General features: G+C 63.3%; 23 protein-coding genes. 14 read left to right on the top strand and 9 right to left on the bottom strand.

Annotated features, from left to right (window positions below; translation table 11 throughout):
• The first annotated feature begins 139 nt into the window (after positions 1-139).
• The 5 genes from Y705_RS0111040 to Y705_RS0111060 all read left to right on the top strand — a co-directional run bounded on the left by Y705_RS0111040 (position 140) and on the right by Y705_RS0111060 (position 4,570).
• Entirely contained in the window at positions 140-520 is a 381-nt protein-coding gene (locus tag Y705_RS0111040; protein ID WP_026532891.1) for a HesB/IscA family protein, read from the top strand.
• Positions 521-704: 184 nt separating this feature from the next.
• Positions 705-1,574 carry an aa3-type cytochrome oxidase subunit II gene (gene ctaC, locus Y705_RS19280; protein WP_049822623.1) on the top strand — a complete coding sequence of 290 codons (870 nt, stop codon included), beginning with the start codon at positions 705-707 and terminating at the stop codon, positions 1,572-1,574.
• The gene (gene ctaD / locus Y705_RS0111050) at positions 1,574-3,295 is read left to right on the top strand and encodes an aa3-type cytochrome oxidase subunit I (protein WP_026532892.1); all 1,722 of its coding nucleotides are present in this window, start codon (positions 1,574-1,576) and stop codon (positions 3,293-3,295) included. The genes ctaC and ctaD overlap by 1 nt, the downstream gene beginning before the upstream one ends.
• Positions 3,296-3,298: 3 nt before the next feature.
• Positions 3,299-3,700, top strand: a complete 402-nt coding sequence (locus tag Y705_RS0111055; protein WP_026532893.1) for a cytochrome c oxidase subunit 4 — start codon at positions 3,299-3,301, stop codon at positions 3,698-3,700.
• Positions 3,701-3,781: 81 nt separating this feature from the next.
• Positions 3,782-4,570, top strand: a complete 789-nt coding sequence (locus tag Y705_RS0111060; protein ID WP_026532894.1) for a GntR family transcriptional regulator — start codon at positions 3,782-3,784, stop codon at positions 4,568-4,570.
• Between the two features lie 51 nt (positions 4,571-4,621).
• Here the strand turns inward: Y705_RS0111060 and Y705_RS0111065 are convergent, their stop codons facing one another.
• The 5 genes from Y705_RS0111065 to ctaE all read right to left on the bottom strand — a co-directional run bounded on the left by Y705_RS0111065 (position 4,622) and on the right by ctaE (position 9,611).
• Entirely contained in the window at positions 4,622-5,224 is a 603-nt protein-coding gene (locus Y705_RS0111065) for a phosphatase PAP2 family protein (protein WP_049822624.1), read from the bottom strand.
• A gap of 88 nt (positions 5,225-5,312) precedes the next feature.
• Positions 5,313-6,995: a cytochrome bc1 complex cytochrome b subunit gene (gene qcrB / locus Y705_RS0111070; protein WP_049822625.1), complete on the bottom strand. Its 1,683-nt coding sequence runs from the start codon at positions 6,993-6,995 to the stop codon at positions 5,313-5,315.
• Positions 6,996-6,997: 2 nt separating this feature from the next.
• Positions 6,998-8,023, bottom strand: coding sequence for a cytochrome bc1 complex Rieske iron-sulfur subunit (gene qcrA, locus Y705_RS0111075; protein WP_026532897.1), 1,026 nt, complete (start codon positions 8,021-8,023; stop codon positions 6,998-7,000).
• A gap of 73 nt (positions 8,024-8,096) precedes the next feature.
• Positions 8,097-8,888: a cytochrome bc1 complex diheme cytochrome c subunit gene (gene qcrC / locus Y705_RS0111080; protein WP_026532898.1), complete on the bottom strand. Its 792-nt coding sequence runs from the start codon at positions 8,886-8,888 to the stop codon at positions 8,097-8,099.
• Between the two features lie 84 nt (positions 8,889-8,972).
• On the bottom strand, positions 8,973-9,611 hold the full coding sequence (gene ctaE, locus Y705_RS0111085; RefSeq protein ID WP_026532899.1) for an aa3-type cytochrome oxidase subunit III: 639 nt from the start codon (positions 9,609-9,611) through the stop codon (positions 8,973-8,975).
• A 149-nt stretch (positions 9,612-9,760) separates the two neighbouring features.
• Here ctaE and trpD point away from each other — a divergent pair, with 149 nt between their 5' ends.
• A complete protein-coding gene (gene trpD, locus Y705_RS0111090; RefSeq protein ID WP_026532900.1) occupies positions 9,761-10,822 on the top strand; it encodes an anthranilate phosphoribosyltransferase in 1,062 nt (353 codons plus the stop codon).
• Between the two features lie 35 nt (positions 10,823-10,857).
• On the opposite strand, the gene Y705_RS0111095 is transcribed toward trpD, so the two are convergent.
• Positions 10,858-11,139, bottom strand: coding sequence for an Lrp/AsnC family transcriptional regulator (locus Y705_RS0111095; RefSeq protein WP_026532901.1), 282 nt, complete (start codon positions 11,137-11,139; stop codon positions 10,858-10,860).
• Entirely contained in the window at positions 11,136-11,603 is a 468-nt protein-coding gene (locus Y705_RS19285; protein WP_049822627.1) for a DUF3054 domain-containing protein, read from the bottom strand. The genes Y705_RS0111095 and Y705_RS19285 overlap by 4 nt, the downstream gene beginning before the upstream one ends.
• A 127-nt stretch (positions 11,604-11,730) precedes the next feature.
• Here Y705_RS19285 and Y705_RS0111105 point away from each other — a divergent pair, with 127 nt between their 5' ends.
• From Y705_RS0111105 to Y705_RS0111135, 7 genes are all read left to right on the top strand, one after another.
• The gene (locus Y705_RS0111105; RefSeq protein WP_026532902.1) at positions 11,731-12,198 is read left to right on the top strand and encodes a VOC family protein; all 468 of its coding nucleotides are present in this window, start codon (positions 11,731-11,733) and stop codon (positions 12,196-12,198) included.
• A 644-nt stretch (positions 12,199-12,842) separates the two neighbouring features.
• Positions 12,843-13,808 (top strand): tripartite tricarboxylate transporter substrate binding protein, encoded by a 966-nt coding sequence (locus Y705_RS0111110; protein ID WP_049822628.1) that lies wholly within the window; start codon positions 12,843-12,845, stop codon positions 13,806-13,808.
• Position 13,809: 1 nt separating this feature from the next.
• Positions 13,810-15,357 (top strand): tripartite tricarboxylate transporter permease, encoded by a 1,548-nt coding sequence (locus tag Y705_RS0111115; protein WP_026532904.1) that lies wholly within the window; start codon positions 13,810-13,812, stop codon positions 15,355-15,357.
• Position 15,358: 1 nt separating this feature from the next.
• Positions 15,359-15,796, top strand: coding sequence for a tripartite tricarboxylate transporter TctB family protein (locus Y705_RS19290; RefSeq protein ID WP_049822629.1), 438 nt, complete (start codon positions 15,359-15,361; stop codon positions 15,794-15,796).
• 15 nt (positions 15,797-15,811) lie between these two features.
• Positions 15,812-16,903, top strand: a complete 1,092-nt coding sequence (locus Y705_RS0111125) for a tartrate dehydrogenase (protein ID WP_026532905.1) — start codon at positions 15,812-15,814, stop codon at positions 16,901-16,903.
• A complete protein-coding gene (locus Y705_RS0111130) occupies positions 16,900-18,066 on the top strand; it encodes a mandelate racemase/muconate lactonizing enzyme family protein (protein ID WP_026532906.1) in 1,167 nt (388 codons plus the stop codon). Before Y705_RS0111125 ends, Y705_RS0111130 begins: the two co-directional genes overlap by 4 nt.
• A gap of 30 nt (positions 18,067-18,096) precedes the next feature.
• Positions 18,097-19,089 carry a 2-hydroxyacid dehydrogenase gene (locus tag Y705_RS0111135; RefSeq protein WP_049822630.1) on the top strand — a complete coding sequence of 331 codons (993 nt, stop codon included), beginning with the start codon at positions 18,097-18,099 and terminating at the stop codon, positions 19,087-19,089.
• 119 nt (positions 19,090-19,208) lie between these two features.
• On the opposite strand, the gene Y705_RS0111140 is transcribed toward Y705_RS0111135, so the two are convergent.
• Positions 19,209-20,306, bottom strand: a complete 1,098-nt coding sequence (locus tag Y705_RS0111140) for a tartrate dehydrogenase (protein ID WP_026532908.1) — start codon at positions 20,304-20,306, stop codon at positions 19,209-19,211.
• A 129-nt stretch (positions 20,307-20,435) separates the two neighbouring features.
• Positions 20,436-21,326, bottom strand: coding sequence for a LysR family transcriptional regulator (locus tag Y705_RS0111145; protein ID WP_026532909.1), 891 nt, complete (start codon positions 21,324-21,326; stop codon positions 20,436-20,438).
• A gap of 459 nt (positions 21,327-21,785) precedes the next feature.
• On the opposite strand from Y705_RS0111145, the gene Y705_RS0111150 reads away from it, so the two are divergent.
• Complete coding sequence (locus Y705_RS0111150) at positions 21,786-23,582, top strand: immune inhibitor A domain-containing protein (protein WP_049822631.1); 1,797 nt, start codon at positions 21,786-21,788, stop codon at positions 23,580-23,582.
• The last annotated feature ends 36 nt before the right edge of the window (positions 23,583-23,618 follow it).

Below are 23,618 nucleotides of genomic sequence, written 5' to 3' on the forward strand. Positions count from 1 at the left end.
AATGGCCCCTCTCCGCGTTGTAGGAGGTGCCGAGCCGTTGGCAGGATCGGCGTACCATTGGACCAACCCGCGCACTTCGACACCGTGGACGGAACCGACGCGGACGTTTCAGCAACGGATCCGAGCTAGGAGAGACACAATGAGCACTTCCACCACCGAAACCGGCACCGACCAGGTAGGGGCAGACCTTGCCGAGCACGAGGTCAAGCTTTCCGACGTCGCTGCAGGGAAGGTCCGCAGCCTCCTCGAGCAGGAGGGCCGCACCGACCTGCGCCTCCGCGTCGCCGTCCAGCCCGGCGGCTGCTCGGGCCTGATCTACCAGTTGTACTTCGACGAGCGCGTACTCGACGGCGATGCCGTCAAGGATTTCGACGGCGTCGAGGTCATCGTGGACAAGATGAGCGTCCCCTACCTGTCGGGAGCCTCGATCGACTTCGAGGACACCATCTCCAAGCAGGGATTCACCATCGACAATCCCAACGCCGGCGGATCCTGCGCCTGCGGAGACTCCTTCCACTAGCACTCCATTAGCACGCCTCGAGGGCCGTTCCAAAGCACCGATTACGGTGCGGGACGGCCCTCTTGCTTGTCACGGAATGGTCCCGACTACGGGTAAGCTCTACAGTGAGTAGTAAAACTGGATGTGCACCCCGGACTGCAGCAGACTGCGGGTGGCAACACGCGTAGAGAAGGAAGGTCCGTCTGTGAGTTCGCAGGACCGAACCGGCAGCAGGAAAGCCAGGATCGCGAAGATCTCCAGCGTCTCGCTGGGCGGTGCACTGCTAGTGTCGGGATGTTCAGTCGAAGCCCAAAAGGGCTGGTTGCCCGCCGAGCGCGACAACACCAACCACACGGGAATCATCATAGACCTGTGGGTCAACTCGTGGATCGCGGCCCTCGTGGTCGGCGTCATCACCTGGGGACTGATGCTCTGGTGCATGGTGGCGTACCGCCGCCGCCGCAACGACACCGGTTTTCCCCGGCAGCTGAGCTATAACCTGCCCCTCGAGATTTTCTATTTGACCATTCCGATCTTCATGGTTCTGGTCTTCTTCTACTTCACCGAGCGCGAGCAGAGTGCCATCGACGCAAGGGTCGCGGAGCCGGACGTCATCGTCGATGTGCGCGGCAAGCAGTGGTCGTGGGACTTCAACTACGTCAACGAGGACAAGTACTCCGTAGGGGTCCAGGCCAACCTGACCGGTGAGCCCGGTGTTCCGGAAACCCTTCCCACGCTCTACCTGCCGGTCAACCGGTCGGTCGAGCTTCAGCTGAATGCCCGCGACGTGCAGCACTCCTTCTGGGTACCGGCATTCCTTCAGAAGCGCGACCTCTACCCCGGACGCACCAACTACATCAACCTCACCCCCACCAGGGAGGGGACGTTCGACGGCAAGTGCGCTGAGCTCTGCGGCCAGTATCACTCGGAGATGCTCTTCAACGTGGCGGTTGTCTCCCAGGAGGAGTTCGATCGCCAGATGGCACAACTTGAGGACGGTCAGCTCGGCGACGAGTACGATCGCGATTCCTATCCGGAAGCGGACCCAGACTTCGACCCCGCCAGGAGCAGCTGATGTCGACCTACGAATACACTCTTGAGGAAGCCGGCACAGTAGCCGCTCCGCGCGTGGTACCCCGTTCCAAGGGCCGGATAGTGGTCAGCTGGCTGACTTCCACGGACCACAAGACCATCGGGTACATGTACCTGATCTCCTCGTTCGTCTTCTTCTGCTTCGCCGGAGTCATGGCGCTCATCATCCGCGCTGAACTCTTCGAACCCGGCATGCAGATCCTTCAGACGAAGGAGCAGTACAACCAGCTGTTCACCATGCACGGCACCATCATGCTCCTGATGTTCGCCACGCCCCTGTTCGCCGGATTCGCGAACGTGATCATGCCCCTGCAGATCGGCGCACCCGACGTCGCGTTCCCGCGGCTCAACGCCCTGGCGTTCTGGTTCTTCCTCTTCGGCAGCACCATTGCCGTCTCCGGCTTCATCACCCCGCAGGGAGCGGCGTCCTTCGGCTGGTTCGCCTATGCGCCGTTGTCCAGCACCACCTTCTCGCCCGGCATCGGCGGGGATCTCTGGGTGTTCGGCCTGGCACTGTCCGGCTTCGGCACCATCCTCGGATCGGTCAACTTCATCACGACCGTCATTTGCATGAGGGCCCCCGGAATGACGATGTGGCGCATGCCGATCTTCACCTGGAACATTCTGGTGACCGCGATCCTCGTACTGATGGCCTTTCCGCCGCTCGCGGCCGCGCTCTTTGCCCTCGGTGCCGACCGTCGCTTCGGTGCCCACATCTTCGACCCGGAGAACGGCGGGGCAATTCTCTGGCAACACCTGTTCTGGTTCTTCGGGCACCCCGAGGTGTACATCATCGCGCTGCCGTTCTTCGGAATCGTCTCCGAGATCTTCCCGGTGTTCAGCAGGAAGCCGATCTTCGGCTACAAAGGCATCGTTTACGCGACGATCGCCATCGCTGCCCTGTCCGTCACGGTCTGGGCGCATCACATGTACGTCACGGGAGCAGTGCTCCTGCCGTTCTTCGCCTTCATGACCATGCTGATCGCCGTGCCCACCGGGGTGAAGTTCTTCAACTGGATAGGGACCCTGTGGCGAGGTTCCCTGACCTTCGAGACACCGATGCTGTGGAGTCTCGGTTTCCTCGTGACGTTCCTCTTCGGTGGGCTGACGGGCATCATCCTGGCGTCACCGCCGCTCGATTTCCACGTTTCGGACACCTACTTCGTGGTCGCCCACTTCCACTACGTGGTGTTCGGTACCGTGGTCTTCGCGATGTTCGCGGGCTTCTACTTCTGGTGGCCCAAGTTCACCGGGAAGATGCTCAACGAGCGCCTCGGCAAGATCCACTTCTGGCTGCTGTTCCTCGGCTTCCACGGCACCTTCCTGATCCAGCACTGGCTGGGCGTCATCGGCATGCCGCGTCGCTACGCCGACTACCTGCCGGAAGACGGGTTCACCGCGATGAACCAGTTCTCCACGATTGCCTCCTTTGTCCTCGGTGCATCGCTCATCCCGTTCTTCTGGAACGTGTACATCACCTGGAGGAGCGGCAAGAAGGTCGAGGTGGATGATCCCTGGGGGTTCGGTGCCTCTCTCGAGTGGGCCACCTCCTGCCCGCCGCCGCGGCACAACTTCACCTCGCTGCCCCGGATCCGCTCCGAGCGGCCAGCCCTCGACCTCCACCACCCGGAACTGCAGCAGACCCACACCCCCGACGGTGCGGCTGGGCAGGCGCTGGGTGCTGCCGACCGGACGGACGCCTAAAGCATGCGCATCGAAACCAAGCTGTTCCTCTACATGGTGCCCTTCTTCGCGCTGGTGGCCACCGTCTACGGTGTCCTGGTCGAATGGCAGGAACCGGTCGGATTCCTCGGCCTCTACCTCACTGCCGGTCTCGCTGGCATGATCGGCTTCTACATCGGCTTCACCGGGAAACGGGTGGGCCTCCGCCCCGAGGACCGGCTCGACGCCGAGATCCACGAAGGGTCGGGGGAGCAGGGACACTTCAGCCCCTGGAGCTGGTGGCCACTCGTGCTCGGCATCGCCTGCGCGACCAGCTTCCTCGGCATGGCGATCGGCTGGTGGATCCTGTACATCGGTGCGGGGCTGGCAGCAGTCGCGCTCGTGGGATGGGTGTACGAATACAGTCGCGGAGATCACGCCCACTAGAAGCGTTCCAGCGCGGTGGTCCGAGCGCCGACCGGGCGTGAACGAGATCGCCGGGAAGCTGGAACAGAAGGGGTGGCGAGGGTGCCGGCGGTCAGGCTGAAGGATGTCGCGCCCCTGGACGCCGCTTCTCCCACGGCCAAGCATGTCCAGCTCCGCGAGATCCTGCGGAACTACGTGCGTGACCACGGGGAACCCGGTGCAGCCATCCCCTCCGAACGGCAGTTGACCCTCCACTTCGGCGTGGCCCGGATGACCGTGCGCCATGCCATCGACGCGCTGGTGGCCGAGGAAGTCCTCGAGCGCATCGTCGGTCTGGGGACCTTCGTAGCCCATACCAAGCTGGACCTCCAGATGAAGCTGACCTCCTATAGCGAGGAGATGCTGCGCCGGGGCATGGTGCCGGACGCCCACGTCCTCAGCTTCGAACAGATCGCGGCGAGTCCGCACGTGGCCCGGGAGCTGCAGGTGGAGCTCGGGCTGCCCGTGGTGCGCTTCCGACGCCAGCTCCTCGCCGACGGTGAGCCGATGAGTGTGGACGAGAATTTCATCCCGGCCCATCGAGTGCCGGGCATCCTCGATCATTCGCCGCCGACCTCGCTCTACAACGTCCTCAGCGAGAAGTACGGGCTCGTCATGGAGTGGGGGGAAGATACCATCGAGGCAACAGCAGCATCTCCATCCATTGCACGGCTGCTCAACGTCGAGATGGGTGCGCCGCTGCTCAAGATCCAGCGCCACGCCTACGTCTCGCGCACCATGGTGGACTTCTCGGTGTCCTACTACCGGGCCGACCGGTACAAGCTGTGGGTGCCGCTCCAGCGGCCCGGAGTCCGGACGCCGCGGGGGTACAGCTCAAAGCGTCTGGGCTGAGAGAACCCGCCTGCAGAATTCCGTCCACGCTGCCTCCGCCCGTGCGGGAAATCAGGCGACCAGCGTCAGGTACAGCAGCGCGATGCCTCCGCCGACGATCCAGCCCGCCAGGACCTGGGCAGGAGTATGTGCGCCCAGCACTATTCGGGACCAGCCCACTGCAACCGGAATGCCCAGTGCCGCGATGCCTGGTGCACCCATGAGGAACACGACAATCATCGAGAAGAACACTGCCACCGCCGAGTGTGCCGAGAGCTTCCAGAACAAATTGACGACGAGAACCGTGACGATTCCCGCGACGGAACTGAAGACGGCCCGGATCAGGTCCGCCGGCGCGTCGATCACCTGAAGGATCCACACCCCGAGGGCGATGGACACGAGCGAACCGCCGAGGATCGGAGCGCGCTGCCGGCGGTCGCTGATGTGGTGGTCGGTGACCTTTCCCGCGCGGACCAGCAGGATCACGGCTCCCAGCGGGAGGCCTGTGACGAAGAGGACGGCCAGCAGGCCGGGACCGATGCCTTCAGGGAAGCCAGCGGTGTGGACACTCACGATCACCAGCAGTGCCGAGAGCAGCACAGCGGGAGCGAAGACCTCGGTCACCACCTTCGCGGTGACGCTGACGGCTCGGGGAACTGGGATCACGGGGTGCATGGGAGAACCGAATCTGTGGTTGCCGGATGAAACTGGAGAGGGTCCGGACAGCTGAGCTGTCCGGACCCTCTCCAGTCGTCGTGTGACGCTAGTGGCTCGCGATCGATTCCCGGTCCTGGGCCTCGGCGATCTCACCGTGGTGGCCGGCGTGAGCGGCATTCAGCTCGGAGGGGGTCACCGGAGCCACGCGGTCCTCGAAGAAGAACCGGGACGCCCTGCTCCTGACCTTTTCCGGAAGGCCGACCTTGCCGTTGGCGTCCACCGCCGGCAGGGCCACCTCGGGGGAGTCGAAGCTTACGAGCCGGTACAGCTTGTACTCGTCCACCGGCTCATGCACTTCGATGAACTCTCCGTGCGGCAGCCTGACGATCCGGCCCGTCTCCCTGCCGTGCAGGGCGATCTCACGATCCTTGCGCTGGAGGGCCAGGGCGATACGCCGAGCGACCATGAAACCGAGAATCGGTCCGGCAATCGCCAGGAAGCGCAGCCAGTAGGTGACGTCGTTGAGCGACACCAGGAAGTGGGTGGCGATGAGGTCGGAGCTCGCGGCGGCCCACAGGACGCAGTAGAACACCACTCCTGCTACGCCGATCCCCGTGCGGGTGGGCGCGTTACGTGGCCGGTCGAGGAGGTGCTTCTCGCGCTTGTCTCCCGTGACCCAGGCTTCGATCCAGGGCCAGGCGAACATCAGCATGAAGACGATTCCAGCCGGGACGAGGGCCGGGATCAGGACGTTCAGCGACAGCGTGTTGACACCCCAGGGGAACGGGATATTCCATTCGAAGTCGAAAGCGCCGATCGTTCCCGGCATCAACCGCAGCGCGCCGTCGACCCACCCGATGTACCAGTCAGGCTGGGTGCCGGCCGAAACGGGGGAGGGGTCGTAGGGGCCGTAGTTCCAGATCGGGTTGATGGTGAACGCAGCGGAGATCGCGGCGACGATTCCGAAGACGATGAAGAAGAACCCGCCGGCCTTCGCTGCGTAGACCGGACCGACCGGGTAGCCGACGACGTTCGTGTTGGTGCGGCCCGGGCCGGGGAACTGGGTGTGCTTGTGCAGGACCACCATGAAGAGGTGGATGCCGATGAGCAGCAGGATCAGCGCGGGAATCAGGAGGATGTGAAGGACGTACAGCCTGCCGATGATCGCTGTGCCGGGGAATTCCCCGCCGAAGAGGAAGAAGCTGAGGTAGGTTCCGACCACGGGGATGGCTTTCATCACGCCGTCGATGATGCGCAGGCCGTTCCCGGAAAGCAGGTCGTCGGGGAGCGAGTACCCGGTGAAGCCGGCAGCGAGGCTCATGATCAGCAGAACGCAGCCTACGACCCAGTTGAATTCCCTGGGCTTGCGGAAAGCGCCGGTGAAGAAGACGCGGAGCATGTGGACGGCCACTGCGGCGACGAAGAGGAGCGCGGACCAGTGGTGTACCTGCCGCATGAACAGTCCACCGCGGATGTCGAAGGAGATGTCCAACGATGACGCGTAGGCCACCGACATCTCGACCCCTCGCAGCGGCAGGTAGCTTCCTTCGTAGTGCGTCTCCGCCATCGACGGATCGTAGAAGAAGGTCAGGAATGTTCCCGAGATCAGGAGGATCACGAAGGTGTAGAGCGCTACTTCGCCGAACATGAACGTCCAGTGGTCCGGGAAGATCTTCCGCCCGAACTCCTTGACCATTGCGGATCCACCTACGCGCGAGTCGACATAGTTGGTGACTTTGCCGACACTCGTTTTCGGCTCATAAGCCGGTGTCGCAGTTGAGCTGCTCATGGTCAGCCTCGCTCCCAGAAACTAGGTCCTACGGGTTCTTGGAAATCGCTCGTCGCCACGAGATAGCCCTCGTCGTCGACATCGATCGGAAGCTGCGGAAGCGGGCGGGCCGCAGGGCCGAAAATGACCTTGGCCTCCTGCGTCACGTCGAAGGTCGACTGGTGACACGGGCACAGCAGATGGTGGGTCTGCTGTTCGTACAGCGCTACCGGGCAGCCAACATGCGTACAGATCTTCGAGTACGCAACAATTCCCTCGTAGGCCCAATCCTCGCGGCCAGGGGAAGGATTGAGTTCTTCGGGGTCGAGACGCATCAGCAGGACGACTGCCTTTGCCTTCTCCTCAAGCTTGTGTTCTGCTTCGTTCAGTCCCTCGGGAATGACGTGGAATGCGGAGCCGACCGTGACGTCGGCCGCACGGATCGGGGTGCCGCTCGGGTCACGCGTGAGGCGCGTCCCTGCCTCCCACATGGTTTCCCGGAGGACGTCACCAGGGAGGGGACCCAGGTCGCGGAAGATGGCGATGGCGGGCAGGGGGGCGAGCACCATCGCTCCGAGGAGGGTGTTCCGGATGAGCGGCCGGCGCTTGATCCCGGTTTCCTCGAAAATGTCGCCGATGATCTTCTCCGCGTCCGCGCGGTCCTTCTCGGGGCGAATCTCGTGGCGGCTCTCGGTGACCTCGTGATCGGGCATGAGCGTCCTCGCCCAGTGCACGATCCCCACTCCGATTCCCAGCATCGCGAATGCCGTCCCAAGGCCCAGCATCAGGTTCTGCAGCCGTAGCCGGGCGATGGTGTCGTTCAACGGAACGAAGAAATAGCCGACGAAGAACAGGAGGGTGCCGATGATCGAGATCACGAAAAGCAGCGCAACCTGACGTTCGGCCCTCTTTTCCGCGCGCCGGTTCCGGTCTGCAAGGCGCGGACGGTGCGGCGGGAGGCCAGGGTTCTCGAACGTATCGACGCCGCCCTGGCCCGGCTTAGCTACGGTGGCCGAGGTGTTCGGACTGCCGTGACTACTGTCGGCCATGATCCCTCTCAACTTTCTTTAGTTACTTCATTCGCAATTCGTCAACAAACCGTCAACCCCAGGGGGTTGGAAACTAGGAGGATCTGGACGTCAGCCAGACAGTGAAGGCAATGATTACGCCGAGTCCGGCGATCCAGGTGAACAGGCCTTCCGATACCGGTCCCAGTGCACCGAGGTCGGCTCCACCCGGGGAGCCCTGCTCATTGATTGTGTCGAGGAACGCGATGATGTCCTGCTTGTCCTCGGGGGTGATGTTCGCGTCACTGAAGACAGGCATGTTCTGCGGGCCGGTGACCATCGCTTCGTACACGTGCTTCGGGCTCGTGCCGTCGATCGACGGTGCAAACTTTCCACGGGTGAGTGCGCCGCCGGCGGCTGCTGCGTTGTGGCACATTGCGCAGTTGACGCGGAACAGCTCGCCGCCGTTCGAGGAATCTCCCTCCGAAGGATCGAGGATGTCCTCGCCCGGGATCGCGGGTCCCGCTCCGAGTGAGGCCACGTAGGCCGCCATCTGCCGGATCTGCTGGTCGGTGAACTGCACCGGCTTGACCTGGGCCTGGGGACCGTCCATCTGCATGGGCATGCGTCCGGTGCCGACCTGGAAGTCCACGGACGCTGCGCCCACGCCGATCAGCGAGGGAGCGGCGTCGGTGCCCGAGGCACCGAGGCCATGGCAGGAAGCGCAGTTCGCGACGAAGAGCTTGCTGCCCTCTTCCACGTCACTCTCGGAGAACGAGGTGGTTTGGGCCTTGGCTTCGTTGGCAGTACTGGCGAAGGCGTAGACGCCGCCGGTGACAAGCAGTGCCAGCAACAGCAGCGCTACTGCTGCCAGTGGGTGACGCCGGCTCTGTGATAATGCCTTCACGCGATGGTTCCTGTCTGCCGTATTGCCATAGCTTCTGAATTTCTTCCTTGAATTCTACCGCTAGTAGAAAAGTCTACAGGAGGATCACTTCAGGAAGTAGATGATGATGAAGAGACCGATCCAGACCACGTCGACGAAGTGCCAGTAGTAGGAGGTGACAATGGCCGAGGTGGCTTCGAAGTGACCGAATCGCTTCGCCGCGTAGGCCCGCCCGATGATGAAGAGGAAGGCGATCAGGCCGCCGAGAACGTGGAGTCCGTGGAAGCCGGTGGTGATGTAGAACGCTGAACCGTAGGCATTGGAGGACAGCGCAACGCCTTCCGACACCAGCATCGCGTACTCGTAGGCCTGTACCGCGACGAAGATCCCGCCGAGCACGAAGGTGAGGAAGAACCATTCGACCATGCCCCAGCGGAGCGGCGAGAACAGCCCACCGGTGCGGCGTGCCTGGAGACGCTCGGCAGCAAAGACGCCGAACTGGCAACTGAAGGAGCTGGACACGAGAATGATCGTGTTCACGAGTGCGAACGGGACATTGAGCTTGTCCGATTCGAGTGCCCACAGCTCGCCCGAAGTGGAGCGCAGGGTGAAGTACATGGCAAAAAGGCCGGCGAAGAACATCAGTTCGCTTGACAGCCACACGACGGTTCCGACGGAAACCATGTTGGGGCGGTTGAGCGCGGGATGAGCGGCGGCGCTGGGGGCTTGAGTCGCAGATGTCACAGGTTCATTATGTCTCTAAGATCGGCAGGATCACCAATGCAAAAAGGGGTGGGTCGGGGGCCATGCCCCGTTGATGATCAGGAGTTCCCTTTATTCACGCGGAAGAACAGGCGGGATGACTTTCTACAATTCGTAGATAACCTAGGGGAGTGACTGCGATTTCCAGCTCCCATAGCCCTCGTCCCACGTGGCCTCTGCTCTTCGGCACCCTGATCGCGCGCCGGGATCTGACGATCGGACAGACGCGCTGGGCGATGGACAGCATCATGTCGGGGGAGGCTACGCACTCCCAGATTGCGGGGTTCCTGCTCGCGCTTCGTGCCAAGGGTGAATCGGTGGATGAACTGGTGGGTCTTGTCGAGGCCATGCTCGGGCGAGCGAACCGCATCGCGGTCTCCGGGAGAACACTCGACATCGTGGGCACCGGGGGAGACGGGCTGGATACGCTGAACATCTCGACGATGGCTTCGCTCGTCGCGGTGGGCGCCGGCGCGAAGGTGGTCAAGCACGGCAACCGTGGTGCGTCGTCGTCCTCGGGTGCTGCCGACGTCATCGAAGCGCTCGGTGTGCGGCTCGATCTGGCTCCGGCCGAGGTTGCGATCACCGCTGAGCAGGCGGGGATCACCTTCTGCTTCGCCCAGGTGTTCCACCCGTCGATGAGGCATGTGGCAGTACCGCGCAGAGAGCTGGGCGTCCCGACGGCGTTCAACTTCCTTGGGCCGCTCAGCAATCCAGCAGGGGTTGCCGCGCAGGCGGTGGGTTGCGCCGATGCCCGGATGGCGCCGCTGATGGCAGGAGTCCTCGCGGCACGTGGCATCACGGCCCTGGTGTTCCGGGGGAGTGACGGCCGCGACAAATTGACCACGAGCGGATCCTCGGCGGTCTGGGAGGTGCGGAACGGGAAGGTGCAGGAGTATCTGGTTCATCCTTCCGAATTCGGCGTGCCCGTCGTGGACGTGGACGCTCTCCGCGGTACGGACGCCCAGGGCAATGCCGGCGTGGTGCGGCGGCTGCTCGCGGGCGATCGCGGGCCGGTGCGCGACGCCGTCGTCCTCAATGCCGCGGCCGGGCTCGTTGCGCTCGATGAAAGCTCCGAGGGCGCACTCATTACCCGTATATCGGCCGCTATGGAGCGGGCGCGCGGGTCGATCGATTCCGGGGCGGCAGCACGGGTGCTGGACCGCTGGGTCGCGGTGAGCGGGTCGTTCTAGCCGCCGGTGCGGCGGCGCTCCTTCGGGGAGTCCTGCTAAGTGTCGAAGCCGAGGGAGAAAGCGGCATCGATATCGTGCCGCGAGTAAGAGCGGAACGCAATCTGCGTCGTCGTGGATTCGACGCCCTCGACCTTCGATAGGCGGTCGGCGATGACATCGGCCAGATCCTCGTGCTTTGTGACCCGCGCAACAGCAATCAGGTCCCACTCGCCGGTCACCGAGTACACCTCACTGATGCCCTCGATCTCGGAGATCTCCTGGGCACATTCCGGGATCCGGGAGGCATCGGTCTGTATGAGGACGAAAGCGGTGATCATCGGTGCCCTTTCACGGGGATGGGGTTCTCCAACACCGTACCTCCCTGAGCGCGTCCCGGAGCACCCGGTCCCGGAGCTCCCCCACCGAACCGGTGGGGGAGCATTGCCGCCAGCCGGGGCAGGAGGAGCAGTACGCCGAGGGCAGCAAGGGTCACCAGCTGGAAGCTCACCGCCATCCCGCCACCCGTGGCGAATCGCAGCAGGAGTCCGAGTGCTGCGGTGATGATCCAGATCCCGACGCCGGTGGGCCACACCCGGCTGGGCGTCCGCCAGGCCCGCACCACCAGCCATGCGGTGGTGCATGCGATCAGGAAGGGGGCAGCGGTAGCGAGGATTCCTGCGGGGGAGAGGCCGGATTCATGGGTGTTTCGTCCGGAAGCAGCGAATCCGAGGATCAATACCAGGTCCACGGCGAACCAGCCAAGCCAAGGAAAGGTGGAACGGGTGGGAGGAGGTTTCGGCATACCTCCAGCCTAGGTCTTGATGGCGCAGGGCGCGTGGACTAGCGTCGGCGCTGAACAATCATCCGACGACGACGACGACGACGACGACGACAACGGCGCGGACATGCAGCCCGGAAAGGAATTGGTCATGAGTGCTATCACGCCCTGCCTCTGGTTCGAAAGTGAGGCAGAAGAAGCTGCTGCCCTTTATACGGCTGTGGTGCGCAACTCGCGGATTCTCACTGTCGCACGGTCCGGAGCCGGCGACGATGCTCCGGCCGTAAGTGTGTCCTTCGAACTCGACGGACGGCCCTTCCTCGCCCTGAACGGTGCCCCTGCGGCGGCTTTCAGTGACGCTGTATCCTTTCAGATCGGCTGCACCAGCCAGGACGAGGTGGATCACTATTGGGATTCCTTGACAGCCGACGGAGGACAGGCGGGTCGATGCGGCTGGCTCAAGGACAGGTACGGAGTGAGCTGGCAGGTCGTGCCGACCGCCCTGCCGTCGCTGATCGGCGGTGAGGACGCGGCCGGCGCCCAGCGTGCACTGGCCGCGATGCTGACGATGGAGAAGCTCGAAATCGGAGTGCTGGAGCGCGCGTACTCAGGTGACTGAGTCGGCCGCCGCCAGCGAATCGAGTAGGTAGGTAGTGCGGCAGGTCGAATTCGAGTGGTGAGTACTCGTGTGTGGGGAGGAGCGTCCTCCATAAAGTCATGGGAGTGAGTTCGGCGTCATCCAACACCGATTCACCTCACTGCTCACCAACCCGATACCAGGCCCCGATCGGCCCGTGAATCGCGTCGGCGTGGCAGTCCCCTATTCGAGAGCCGGCGGCGTTGTGCCTCCTGAGACCAGGCACCCCCCAGCCGCCGCCGGCTCTCTTCTCCCGTGATCCTGAGCGAACCATGACCCGATGTGTGCCCGGATTCGACGTTGACGCTGATTCTGTGCTTGACCTGGGAATTTCAGCCGGCATCTCGCCTCCACCGTGCCCGGACATCTGCCACTCCCGCGCACCAGTTCCCCCCGGCATAACGCGCTGACCGGGTGGGATAGGTATTTCCTATACGTGTAAGAGGATTTCTGTCTGCGACACGAAGTTCTGGCGCGATTAGTCTTCACTGCATGGCCGCGTCCGGCGCGACCCCTACGGTGGTACAGGGCTGGCACTTGTTCACGTGCCAGCCGTACGAACCAGCACTGCACGACATGATCAGCGCTAACGCTTACCAATGGAGGTAAAGATGAAGAGCCGTCGTATGTTCACTTCTGTCATCGGAATGGTCGCCCTCGCTCTGGCAGCAACGGGATGTGGTGGTGGTGGTGGCGGAGCTGCCGCTGAGTACCCGCAAAAGCGAATCGACTACGTTCTTCCCTTCGATGCCGGAGGGGAATCCGACATCACCGCACGGCTGCAGCAGGAAAAACTGAGCGAAATCCTTGGTCAGACTGTCAACGTGTCCTACAAGCCCGGTGGCGGCGGAGCGCTCGGGTGGTCGGAGCTGACCCGTACCGCGCCTGACGGCTACACGATCATGGGTAGCAACCTTCCGCACATCATTCTGCAGCCCATGCTGCGCGGCGACGCGGGGTACACTACCGAAGACCTCAAGCAGGTGTATATCTTCCAAAGCACGCCGAATGTCCTGCTGGTGCCTGCGGACAGCGATATCCAGACCCTCGATGACTTCATCGCTGCGGCCGAGGAAAATCCCGGAGCGATCTCCGTGGGCGGTAGCGGTGACTTCACGGCGAACCATATCGGCACCCTGATGCTGTCGGACATGGCCGGTATCGACCTCACCTACACGCCGTTCTCCGGCACGGGTACGGCAGTGCCCGCTCTTCTGGGAGGGCATGTGGACGCGCTGATGTCCTACACCCCGCAGATTTCGCAGCTGGGGGATCAAGTGCGGGCCATCGCCGTGGCAACTGAGGAACGGATGGAAAGTTTCCCTGACGTGCCGACATTTGCCGAGCAGGGCTACGACCTCGTGGACGGCGCGTACCGTGGGGTCTCCGTACCCAAGGAAACGCCTGATGAGATCGTCCAGACCCTCGCGGACGCCTTCCAGGAGGTGAACGAGGACCCCGAACTCATCAAGGCCTTCGAAGAGCAGGGATTCGTACTGGAAAACTACGGGCCCGACGAGGCAGCCGCACTCACCGAAGAGCGGACGGCCGTCTACGAGGACCTGCTGACCAGGCTCGGAATGGTCCCCTGACATGTTCGAAGCACTCGGGCAAGGCCTGCTGGCCAACCTTGCCCCCTCCATGCTGCTCCTGGTGCTGATCGGCACCTTGAGCGGCATGGCCCTCGGGGCAATGCCTGGACTCAGCGCGACGATGGGTGTCGCGCTGCTCGTCCCCTTCACCTTCGCGATGGATCCGACGCCGGGACTGGTCCTGCTCGGTGCCTTCTACATGGGCGCAATCTACGGCGGCGCGTTCACGGCGATTCTTGTCAACGCCCCCGGGACGCCGTCCTCGATTGCCACAGCCTTGGACGGGTACCCTCTGACCCGCCAGGGCCGCAGCGAGTACGCGATCGTCGGAGCAACAATGGGCTCATTCGTGGGTGGGATCATCGGCGTTGTCGCATTGATCTTCCTTGCGCCTCCGCTCGCATCCTTTTCCTTGCGGTTCGGTCCCCAGGAGTACTTCTGGGTTGCGATGTTCGGCCTCACGATCATCGCGAGTCTTGCCTCGGGGTCCCTCCTCAAGGGGCTGATCGGCGGCCTCATCGGTCTGCTCATCGCAACGATCGGCATTGCTCCCGTCGGAGGTGACGTCAGATTCACCTTCGGCGACCCCATGCTTCAGGGCGGAGTTCCACTGGTGCCGGCGCTCATCGGCCTCTTCACGGTGCCGGAAGTCATCCGCCTTATTGCGTTGCGGACCCGCGATGCTCAAATGGCTGACGATAACGGCAAGAAGGCCGGCCTGTTCGGCATGGTGAAGGACATCCTCGGCCGACCGGTGAACCTCCTGAGGTCGTCATTGATCGGCACCGCCGTCGGAATCCTTCCAGGAGCCGGTGGCAGTGTCGCGAACCTCGTCGCGTACAACGAGGCAAAACGGGCCTCGAAGCATCCTGAGACTTTCGGCAAGGGTGAGATCGACGGTGTCATCGCGTCGGAGTCGGCAAACAACGGAACGGTCGGCGGCGGGTTCATTCCCACCCTCACCCTGGGCGTACCGGGAACGCCGCCCGATGCGATCATCCTCGGGGTGCTGCTGCTGCACGGCTTGCGTCCGGGCGCTGAGCTCTTCGAGACCTCGGGAACACTGGTGTACACCTTCATCCTTGCCCTGGCAGTGTCGGCCATCATGATGGTTCCCGTGGGTCTCATTGCAGGACGAGGGCTTCAGCGCGGAGTCATGGCCCTGCCTGTCCGCTATCTCGCCCCCTCGATCACAGTCCTCTCCATCATCGGCGCCTATGCCATCAGGAGCTCGGTTTTTGACGTGTTCATCATGCTCGCACTCGGGATCGTGGCGTACCTGCTGCAGCGCGTCGGCATCGGGGGAGCGGCGATCGTCCTCGGTCTGGTGCTCGGATCGATTGCTGAGACCGGCCTCGTACAGGGCATCCTTACGTCGTCGGGTGCGGACATGCCGTGGACAACGTTCTTCACGCGGCCGATCAGCCTCATCCTCATTGCGATGTGCCTGATCTCAGCGGTTTGGCCGATGGTGCAGAAGAGACGAGCCCGAAAAAACCTCCCAGAGGCAGCACCGGCTGTCGCTGCCGATCGAGCAGAGAACGATTGATATGGGAAACATAATTGGCGGCTTCGTCGTCCTGATTTTCTGCTTCATCTTCTGGATCCAGCGGGATTACACCAGCGATTACGGGGGGCTTTTCCCCGACGTGGTGATGGCCGTGCTCGCATTGCTCAGCGTGATGCTGATCGCCCGCGGTGTGCTCTGGCGGCACGAGAGCGGCTGGGACACCACCGGTCGGCTGGGATATCGGGACCTGGGCCGGGCCCTCCTTCTCCTGATCGCCTGGGTCATCTCGCTTCCTGTACTCGGCTATCTCATCGGTGGCATCCTCTTTTTCACCCTGGTCGCCGTGATGATGCGCACCGAACGGCCCACGCTGAAAAATATCGCCCTGGATCTGGGCGTGGCCGTCGCCGTCGTCGGGGCTTTCTACCTTGCCTTCACCCAGGTCCTGTACGTCACCTTGCCCGAACTTTCCCTGTAACCCCGGAGGTACCTCATGACAACACCGAACTACCACATTGCCGTCATCCCTGGTGATGGAATCGGCACCGAAGTGATGCCGCCGGCGCAGAAGCTCCTCGAACTCGCGGGCCAAAGGTACGGCTTCTCCTTCGAATGGGAGGAATTCGACTGGGGATGCGAGTACTACTCCCGTACGGGTCGGATGATGTCCGAGAACGGCATCGAGCAGCTGGCGGAGTGCGATCAGATCTTCCTCGGAGCAGTGGGTTTCCCGGGAGTGCCCGACCACGTCTCGCTCTGGGGACTGCTCATTCCCATCCGGCGTGCCTTCCAGCAGTACATCAACCTGCGGCCGGTGAAGCTTCTTGCCGGAATCGAGAGTCCGCTGAGGAAGATCCCCGCTGGGGGCATCGATTTCCTCGTGGTGCGCGAGAACAACGAGGGGGAGTACTCCGAAAGCGGAGGACGCCTGTACCGGGGGACTCCCCAGGAACTCGCCATCCAGGAGTCGGTCTTCACCAGGTTCGGCGTCGAGCGCGCTATGCGCTACGCCATCAATCTCGCCCAGCAGCGCAAGGGAATTCTGGCCTCGGCAACCAAATCGAACGGCATCATCCACACCATGCCGTTCTGGGATGAGATTTTGAGAGAGCTCGGAGTGGAACACCCCGACCTGAAGATTTCCGAGTATCACATCGATGCCCTCGCTGCGCTGTTCGTGCTGGACCCGGCCCGCTTCGACGTCGTCGTTGCATCCAATCTCTTCGGTGACATCCTCACTGACCTCGGCGCCGCCATCATCGGCAGTATCGGCATAGCTCCGTCGGCGAACCTGAACCCCGAGGGAACGTTTCCGTCGATGTTTGAGCCCGTCCACGGTTCAGCGCCCGATATCGCAGGTCAGGGCAAGGCCAACCCGATGGGCCAGGTATGGGCCGCCTCCATGATGCTTGACCATTTGGGGCAGGAGGAAGCAGGGAAGGCGCTGCTTGACACCATGGAGCACGTTCTCGAGAAGACGAGTGTGCGGACGGCCGACATCGGTGGTTCCTCAACCACTGACGAAGTATCCGACGCGCTCGTGGCAGCGTTTGATCAAGTGTCGAAAGCAGGAGCAACCGCGTGAGAATCGTTGAAATCCGCGAGGAAACCCTGCCCATCAGCTCGTCGATCCGGAATGCCTTCATCGACTTCAGCAAGATGACATTGAGCCTGGTCGCAGTAATCACCGATGTTCAGCGCGACGGACGCCCCGTGGTCGGCTACGGGTTCAACTCCAACGGTAGGTACGGGCAAGGATCGATGATGCGGGAGCGTTTCATTCCGCGGGTGATGGCCGCTGATGACGCAGACCTGCTCGATGACACGGGGGAGAACCTCGACCCCAGCCGGATCTGGGACGTCATGATGGCGAATGAAAAGCCGGGCGGACACGGTGAACGGTCGGTCGCCGTCGGAGCGATGGACATGGCCGTGTGGGACGCGGTGGCGAAGATCGAGAACAAGCCCCTCTTTCAGTTGCTGGCCGAGCGCCACGGCAACGGGCGGGCGGACAACAGAGTGTTCGTCTATGCCGCCGGAGGGTATTACCAACCGGGTCGCGGGATTCAGGGGCTCCGTGACGAGATGCAGAGCTACCTCGACCGGGGCTACACGACGGTCAAGGCGAAAATCGGCGGAGCTTCCCTGGTTGAGGACATGCAGCGAATCGAAGCAGTGCTGGGGATGCTTCGCCCGGGGCAGCGGCTGGCCGTCGACGCCAACGGGCGTTTCGATGCACGGACAGCGGTGGAGTACGCAAAGGCGCTGTCGTCATATGACCTGTTCTGGTACGAGGAACCGGTGGATCCCCTCGACTTCGAGGCCCAGGCCGAGGTGGCCGGTGTCTACGCGAAGCCGCTCGCGACGGGGGAGAACCTGTTCTCGATGCAGGACGCCCGCAACCTCATCCGTTACGGCGGTCTCCGACCCGATAAGGACTGGTTGCAGTTCGACTGCGCGCTGAGCTACGGCCTGGTGGAATACCTGCGCACCCTGTCGATGCTCGACGAGCACGGTTGGTCCCGGACGCGCTGCATTCCCCATGGGGGACACCAGATGTCCCTGAACATAGCCGCGGGACTGGGCCTGGGGGGGAACGAATCCTATCCTGACCTGTTCCAGCCGTTCGGCGGATTCCCCGACGGCGTCGAGGTCGAAAACGGCTACATCACCATGCCGAACCTCCCGGGAATCGGTTTCGAAGGAAAAAGCGACCTCTACTCAGTGATGCGCTCGCTGAGCGGCTGACAGATCCCGGCATTGCCGACAGGAGACACAATGGAGATTCCGGAGGCGCCCCGGCAGCGCCGTCCCGTGGTCGCGGTCACGCGTTCGTCGCTGCCCGGCTCAGGAATAGAGCGCCTCCGGGAACACGCCGACGTCGTGTTCTGGCCCGACGACGAAATCGTCCCCGCGTCCGGGGCGGCACTTCGGGCATTCGCTCGGGACGCGGACGCTTTGCTCGCGGTCTACGCTTCGGTGGACCGCGCTTTTTTCGAGGCCGCATCGAATCTGAAGATCGTTGCGTTGCCGCATGCAGGGTTCGACAGCGTGGACGTCGAGGCCGCCAAGGATCGCGGGGTGATCGTCACGAACACCCCGAACGTCCTTTTCGAGACCACTGCAGACACCACCTTTGCGCTCATTCTCCTTGCCCGGCGGTTATTGATCGGAGCGAACGGGGACCTCCGCTCCGGTAACTGGCGGCGTACCCGATTCGATGAGCATCTCGGACTCGACGTAGCGGGGGCAACCCTCGGGCTGGCAGGGTTCGGCCAGATCGCGAGGGCCGTGGCTCGCCGGGCCGAAGGATTCGGTATGACCGTACTTCACAGCCTCTCCCGAACCGGCACCAACGAACTATCGAGCGCGGTTCCCTGGCACGAACTGCTCGAACGCTCCGACATCGTGTCGCTGCACGTGCCGCTAGCGCCGGAGACCCGGCACCTGATCGGTACGGCGGAGCTCAGCAGGATGAGGAACACCGCGACCCTCATCAACACCGCACGTGGACCGGTCGTGGACACCGCAGCGCTGCTTGCGGCCCTCGACAGCGGGCAAATTCACTCGGCGGGCCTTGACGTGTTCGAGACGGAGCCCCTCCGCGATCCGTCTGCGCCCGTCCTGCTCCACCCGCGCATCGCGGCCCTTCCACACGTCGGATCAGCAACGCACGCCACGCGCGAGCGCATGGCGAACCTTGCTGTCGACAACATTCTGGCCGTGCTCAGCGGCAAGGCCGCGCTGAGTCCTACACCGGACCCCGGATGACCGCTGGGTAACGTCTTTGGCAGCTCTCCATGCCCGCACCGAGGCTGCCGGCGCGGGCACGGAGAGCACTTCGATCTCCGCTTGCCGGCTCGTCCGGCTACCGGCGGCGGCTCAGCCTGCTAGACGGCAGCCAAGCTCCGGACGAGGGCCTCGACGACGGCGTCGGTTACTGCCTCGGTGCTGGTGTTGCCTCCCACGTCCTGCGTGAGGTGGCCGGCCGCCGTCGTCTGTTCGATCGCCGCCTCTACGAGGCGGGCTTCCTCGTGCAGGCCGAAATGGTCCAGCATGAGGGCGGCACTGGCGATCGCGCCGATCGGATTGCTGATGCCCTTGCCGGCGATGTCGGGTGCGGTGCCGTGCACCGGTTCGAACATGCTCGGGAAGCGCCGTTCGGGATTGAGGTTGGCGCTGGCGGCCAGACCGAGGCTGCCGGCAAGAGCTGAGCCGAGGTCGGACAGGATATCCGCATTGAGGTTGGATGCGACGACGACGGAGAGGTCTTCGGGGCGCAGGACGAACTTCGCGCTCATTGCATCCACCAGCACGCTTTCGGTCTGCACGTCGGGATAGTCAGCCGAGACCCGGTGGAAGGTCTCGTCCCACAGGACCATGCCGTACTGCTGCGCATTGGACTTGGTGACACTGGAGACTTTTTTCACGATACGGGTGCGTGCCAGATCGAAGGCGAAACGCATGATGCGTTCACACCCCTTCTCGGTGAAGAGCGCAGTCTGTAAGGCAACCTCGTTGCCCGGCCCACGACCACTCAGATTGCGTCCACCCAGCCCGGCATATTCGCCTTCACTGTTCTCGCGCACTACAACCCAATCGAGTTCCGTCGTGTCGGCCTTGCGCAGGGGCGACTGGATTCCGGGCAGGAACCTCACGGGCCGCACGTTGGCCCACTGGTCGAAGTTCTGGGTGATGTTCAGCCGCAGTCCCCAGAGGCTGATGTGGTCGGGCACGTTCTTCCAACCCACAGCACCGAAGTAGATGGCGTCGAACGCTTGAAGGGTTTCGAGCCCGTCAGCGGCCATCATCTGCCCGGTCTGCTCGTAGTATTCCGATCCCCAGGGGAATTCGGTCCAGTTGAAGGCGAACTTACCGGAGGAATTATCGGCCAGGGCGTCGAGGACACGCCGGCCTGCGGCCACGACTTCCTTGCCGATCCCGTCCGCGGGGATGGATGCAATATCGAATGTCTGGGTGGCGCCCATTGCCGACCTCCTGGGTTGAGTGTTAGCAGTGTGGGACTGCCGGTTCCTCAACAAGTAGACTTCCAGCCCCGAGCGGGCGTCCAAGACCAAGATTCGATACGGCAGATAGGCCCAACCTATCAACGGCAGTCAGTCCACCCGGGCGGACCGCCGGGCCACGGCGAGAAACGACTGCGCCGCGGGAGTGAGGTTCGTCAACCGGCTCAGGAGGGCCACATTCAGATACGACACGGGCTCGATGACGAGGGTCCGAAGGCCGGATTTCTGGGCCAGAGGGGCCCACGAGGACGGCATCACGGCATGGCCGATCCCGCCCAGGACCAGGGGAAGCACTGATGTACGGTGGGCCACCTCGACGACGATTTCCGTATCGACCCCGCGGGCAAGCGCATCATCCACCAGCCATCGCATCAGTGACCCGCGCTGGCTGGCTATCAGGCGGTGTCCGGCGAGGTCTTCCCGCTGGATGGCGTTTCCGGAGCCGAAGCGGTCAGCCTGTGGATTGACGATGAGGATCAGCGGCTGTCGGCCGAGCTCAAGGACATTGACCCCAGGCACTCGGATGGGCTCGTGGGAACCGGCAAGACCCAGTTCGAAGTTGCCGTTCCGGACTGCTTCGATCACGTCCTCGGGGGTGAACGCAGCTCCGATGTTAAGCCTGACCGAGGGGTGTGACCGGGTGTAGCTTGCCACCATCGACGTGAGTGGTTCGATTCCAGGGGACGGCATGGTGGTGATGTCCAACCGGCCGCTGCGGACACCGCGGAGAGCCTGGACTGCTGACTGTGCTGCGTCGAGGTCCCTCATGACGAGCCGGGCAGGACCCACCAGCTCCTTGCCTGCCTCGCTCAACACCACCCGTCGTCCAATCCGGTGGAACAGGGGAATGCCGAGGTCCCGTTCCAGGCCGGCGATCGTCTGGGAAAGCGATGGCTGGGCGATCAACAGGTGCTCTGCCGCCCGGTTGAACCCGTCGTGATCAACGACTGCCAGGAAATACTTCAGCTTCCGCGTGTCCAATATTGCTCCTACCGGGCGATCCCGCTCAGGTCGTGGCGGGTTGGGTGATCCAACCGTCGCATGGCCAAGCCTATCGATGGAACGTCCGTTGGCCTCGCCCGCCACCGGAGCAGCAGGCCGAAGCTTGGAACCCGTGCTTGAACCCGAGAACACTGATGCGCAACGGGCTACTGTTCGCAGCGGTGCCACGGACGGCCACAGAGCCGATGAACCGTTCGGGAACGGCAATATACGAGCAGGACCGCTTTTCTGCCAGAGCAGGCACGAAAAGCGCCCGCAGTCAGAAGTTTGCCGGGACACGGATCTACGGCGGTGCTACTGTCCCATCTAGAACATGTGCCTCAGTCAACACGTTCGTCACAGCAGGTACTGAACCGACAGTGCCTCGCTTCAGCTGGGATAGTCACTGAGGAGAACCCTTTGAACAGAAACACCCGAACCCGGGGGCTGCGGTGCGCGATGGCGCTTGCCGTGACCAGCGCCGTCGTCCTGACCCCGGTGAGCGCAATAGCGACACCCGGTGCCGCTACGGTCCCGCCCGCCGAATCGACCACCTCATCCTTCACCGCCTCGCCGAGTGCGGACGGCGCTGTCGCAAAGGCCGACGATCGCTCCGACTCCGTGGCCGAAGAATGCCGCGAGCTCAACCAGCAGGCCGTGGAAGAGGTCATCTCCGGTGAAGCCGAAGTGGAGGACCGCAACGGCTCGAAAGCAGTCCAGATCGCCCCCGGTCAGTGGGCGCAGTACGGCTTGCAGGAAAGCGACCAGATTCTCTCCTTCCTCGTCGACTTCGGGGACCAGGTGGATCCCCGATTCCCGGCTTCAGCGCCTGGACCGGAGCGCAACACCATCAAGGAACCGAACCGTGCGGTGGACAACTCCACTTACTGGTCGGACACGTTCGATCGCGAGCACTTCCTGGACATGTTCTTCAGCGAGGAGGACGAGTCACTCAAGGGCGTCTACGAGGAAATGTCCAGCGGCCGCTACACGGTCGACGGCGATGTCAGCGAGTGGGTGACCGTCCCCTACAACTCGGCAAGCTACGGTGAGACCGAAAGCCAGACGGACATGACCCGATTCGTCCAGGACACCGCCGACGCCTGGTACGACGCGCAGATTACCGGCGGCAAAACCCCTGCAGACATTGACGCATACCTCGCATCCTTCGATCAGTGGGACCGCTACGACTTCGACAAGGACGGCGACTTCAACGAGGCCGACGGCTACATCGACCATTTTCAGGCCATCCACGCAGGTGAGGGCGAGGAAGCCGGCGCAGCATCCTCGGCCATCTGGTCACACCGCTGGGCTGTCGGCCGGGCAGGGCACGGCACCTCGGGGCCCGCAGCAAACCCCTTCGGCGGGATCAGGATCGGTGACTCCGAGGTCTGGATCCGCGACTACACCACGGAGCCCGAGAACGTCGGCCTCGGCGTCTTCGCACACGAATACGGTCATGACCTCGGCCTGCCCGACCTCTACGACACGAGCGGCGGCGAGAACGGCACGGGCTTCTGGACGCTCATGAGCTCCGGCTCCTGGCTCGGTCACGGGGACGGCTCGATCGGCACCACACCGAACCATATGGGCGCATGGGAAAAGCTGCAGTTGGGCTGGCTGGATTATGAAGTGGCCACTGCCGGCGTGAAGTCGACCCATAAGATCGGCCCGTCGTACCATGCCACGAAGGCTCCGCAGGCCGTCGTCGTGAACCTTCCGAAGGACGCGGCCGGCAACAACCGCTTCTACATCGCGGAGAACCGCCAGTACGCAGGCTACGACGCAACCCTTGCCACCGGCCCCTACAACTTCGGGTGGGGTATCACCGCGCCGGACACGGTGGAGCACTTCGCCTACCAGGACGGGCTGAGCATCCCGTACTGGAACACTGCGCAGCGCAATAACAACGTCCGCCAGCACCCCGGCGCGGGCCTTGCCCTGCCGGTGGATGCGCATGCGAAGGCACTCATCTGGTCGGACGGCACTGTGGTGCGTAACCGTATCCAGAGCTACGACGCCACCTTCGGCAAGCAGGCCACCGATGCGCTTGATCTTCACCGCCAGCTGTCTGGTGGCATGACGACGCTCACCGCGCCGTCGCAGCCCGGGGTCGCCGTCTTCGACGACACCGACCCCAACGCCTACTATGACGCCGCCAACCCCGGCGGCTCCGTCGTCGTCGCCGGCACGGGCACGAAGATCGAGGTCATCCAGTCCAACTCGGTCGGGATGATGACCGTCCAGGTCGAGTAACACCGGTCGCGACATGGCCAGGAGCCGGGAGATACC

This window comes from Arthrobacter sp. H41 (assembly GCF_000520535.1).
GTDB lineage: Bacteria > Actinomycetota > Actinomycetes > Actinomycetales > Micrococcaceae > Arthrobacter_D.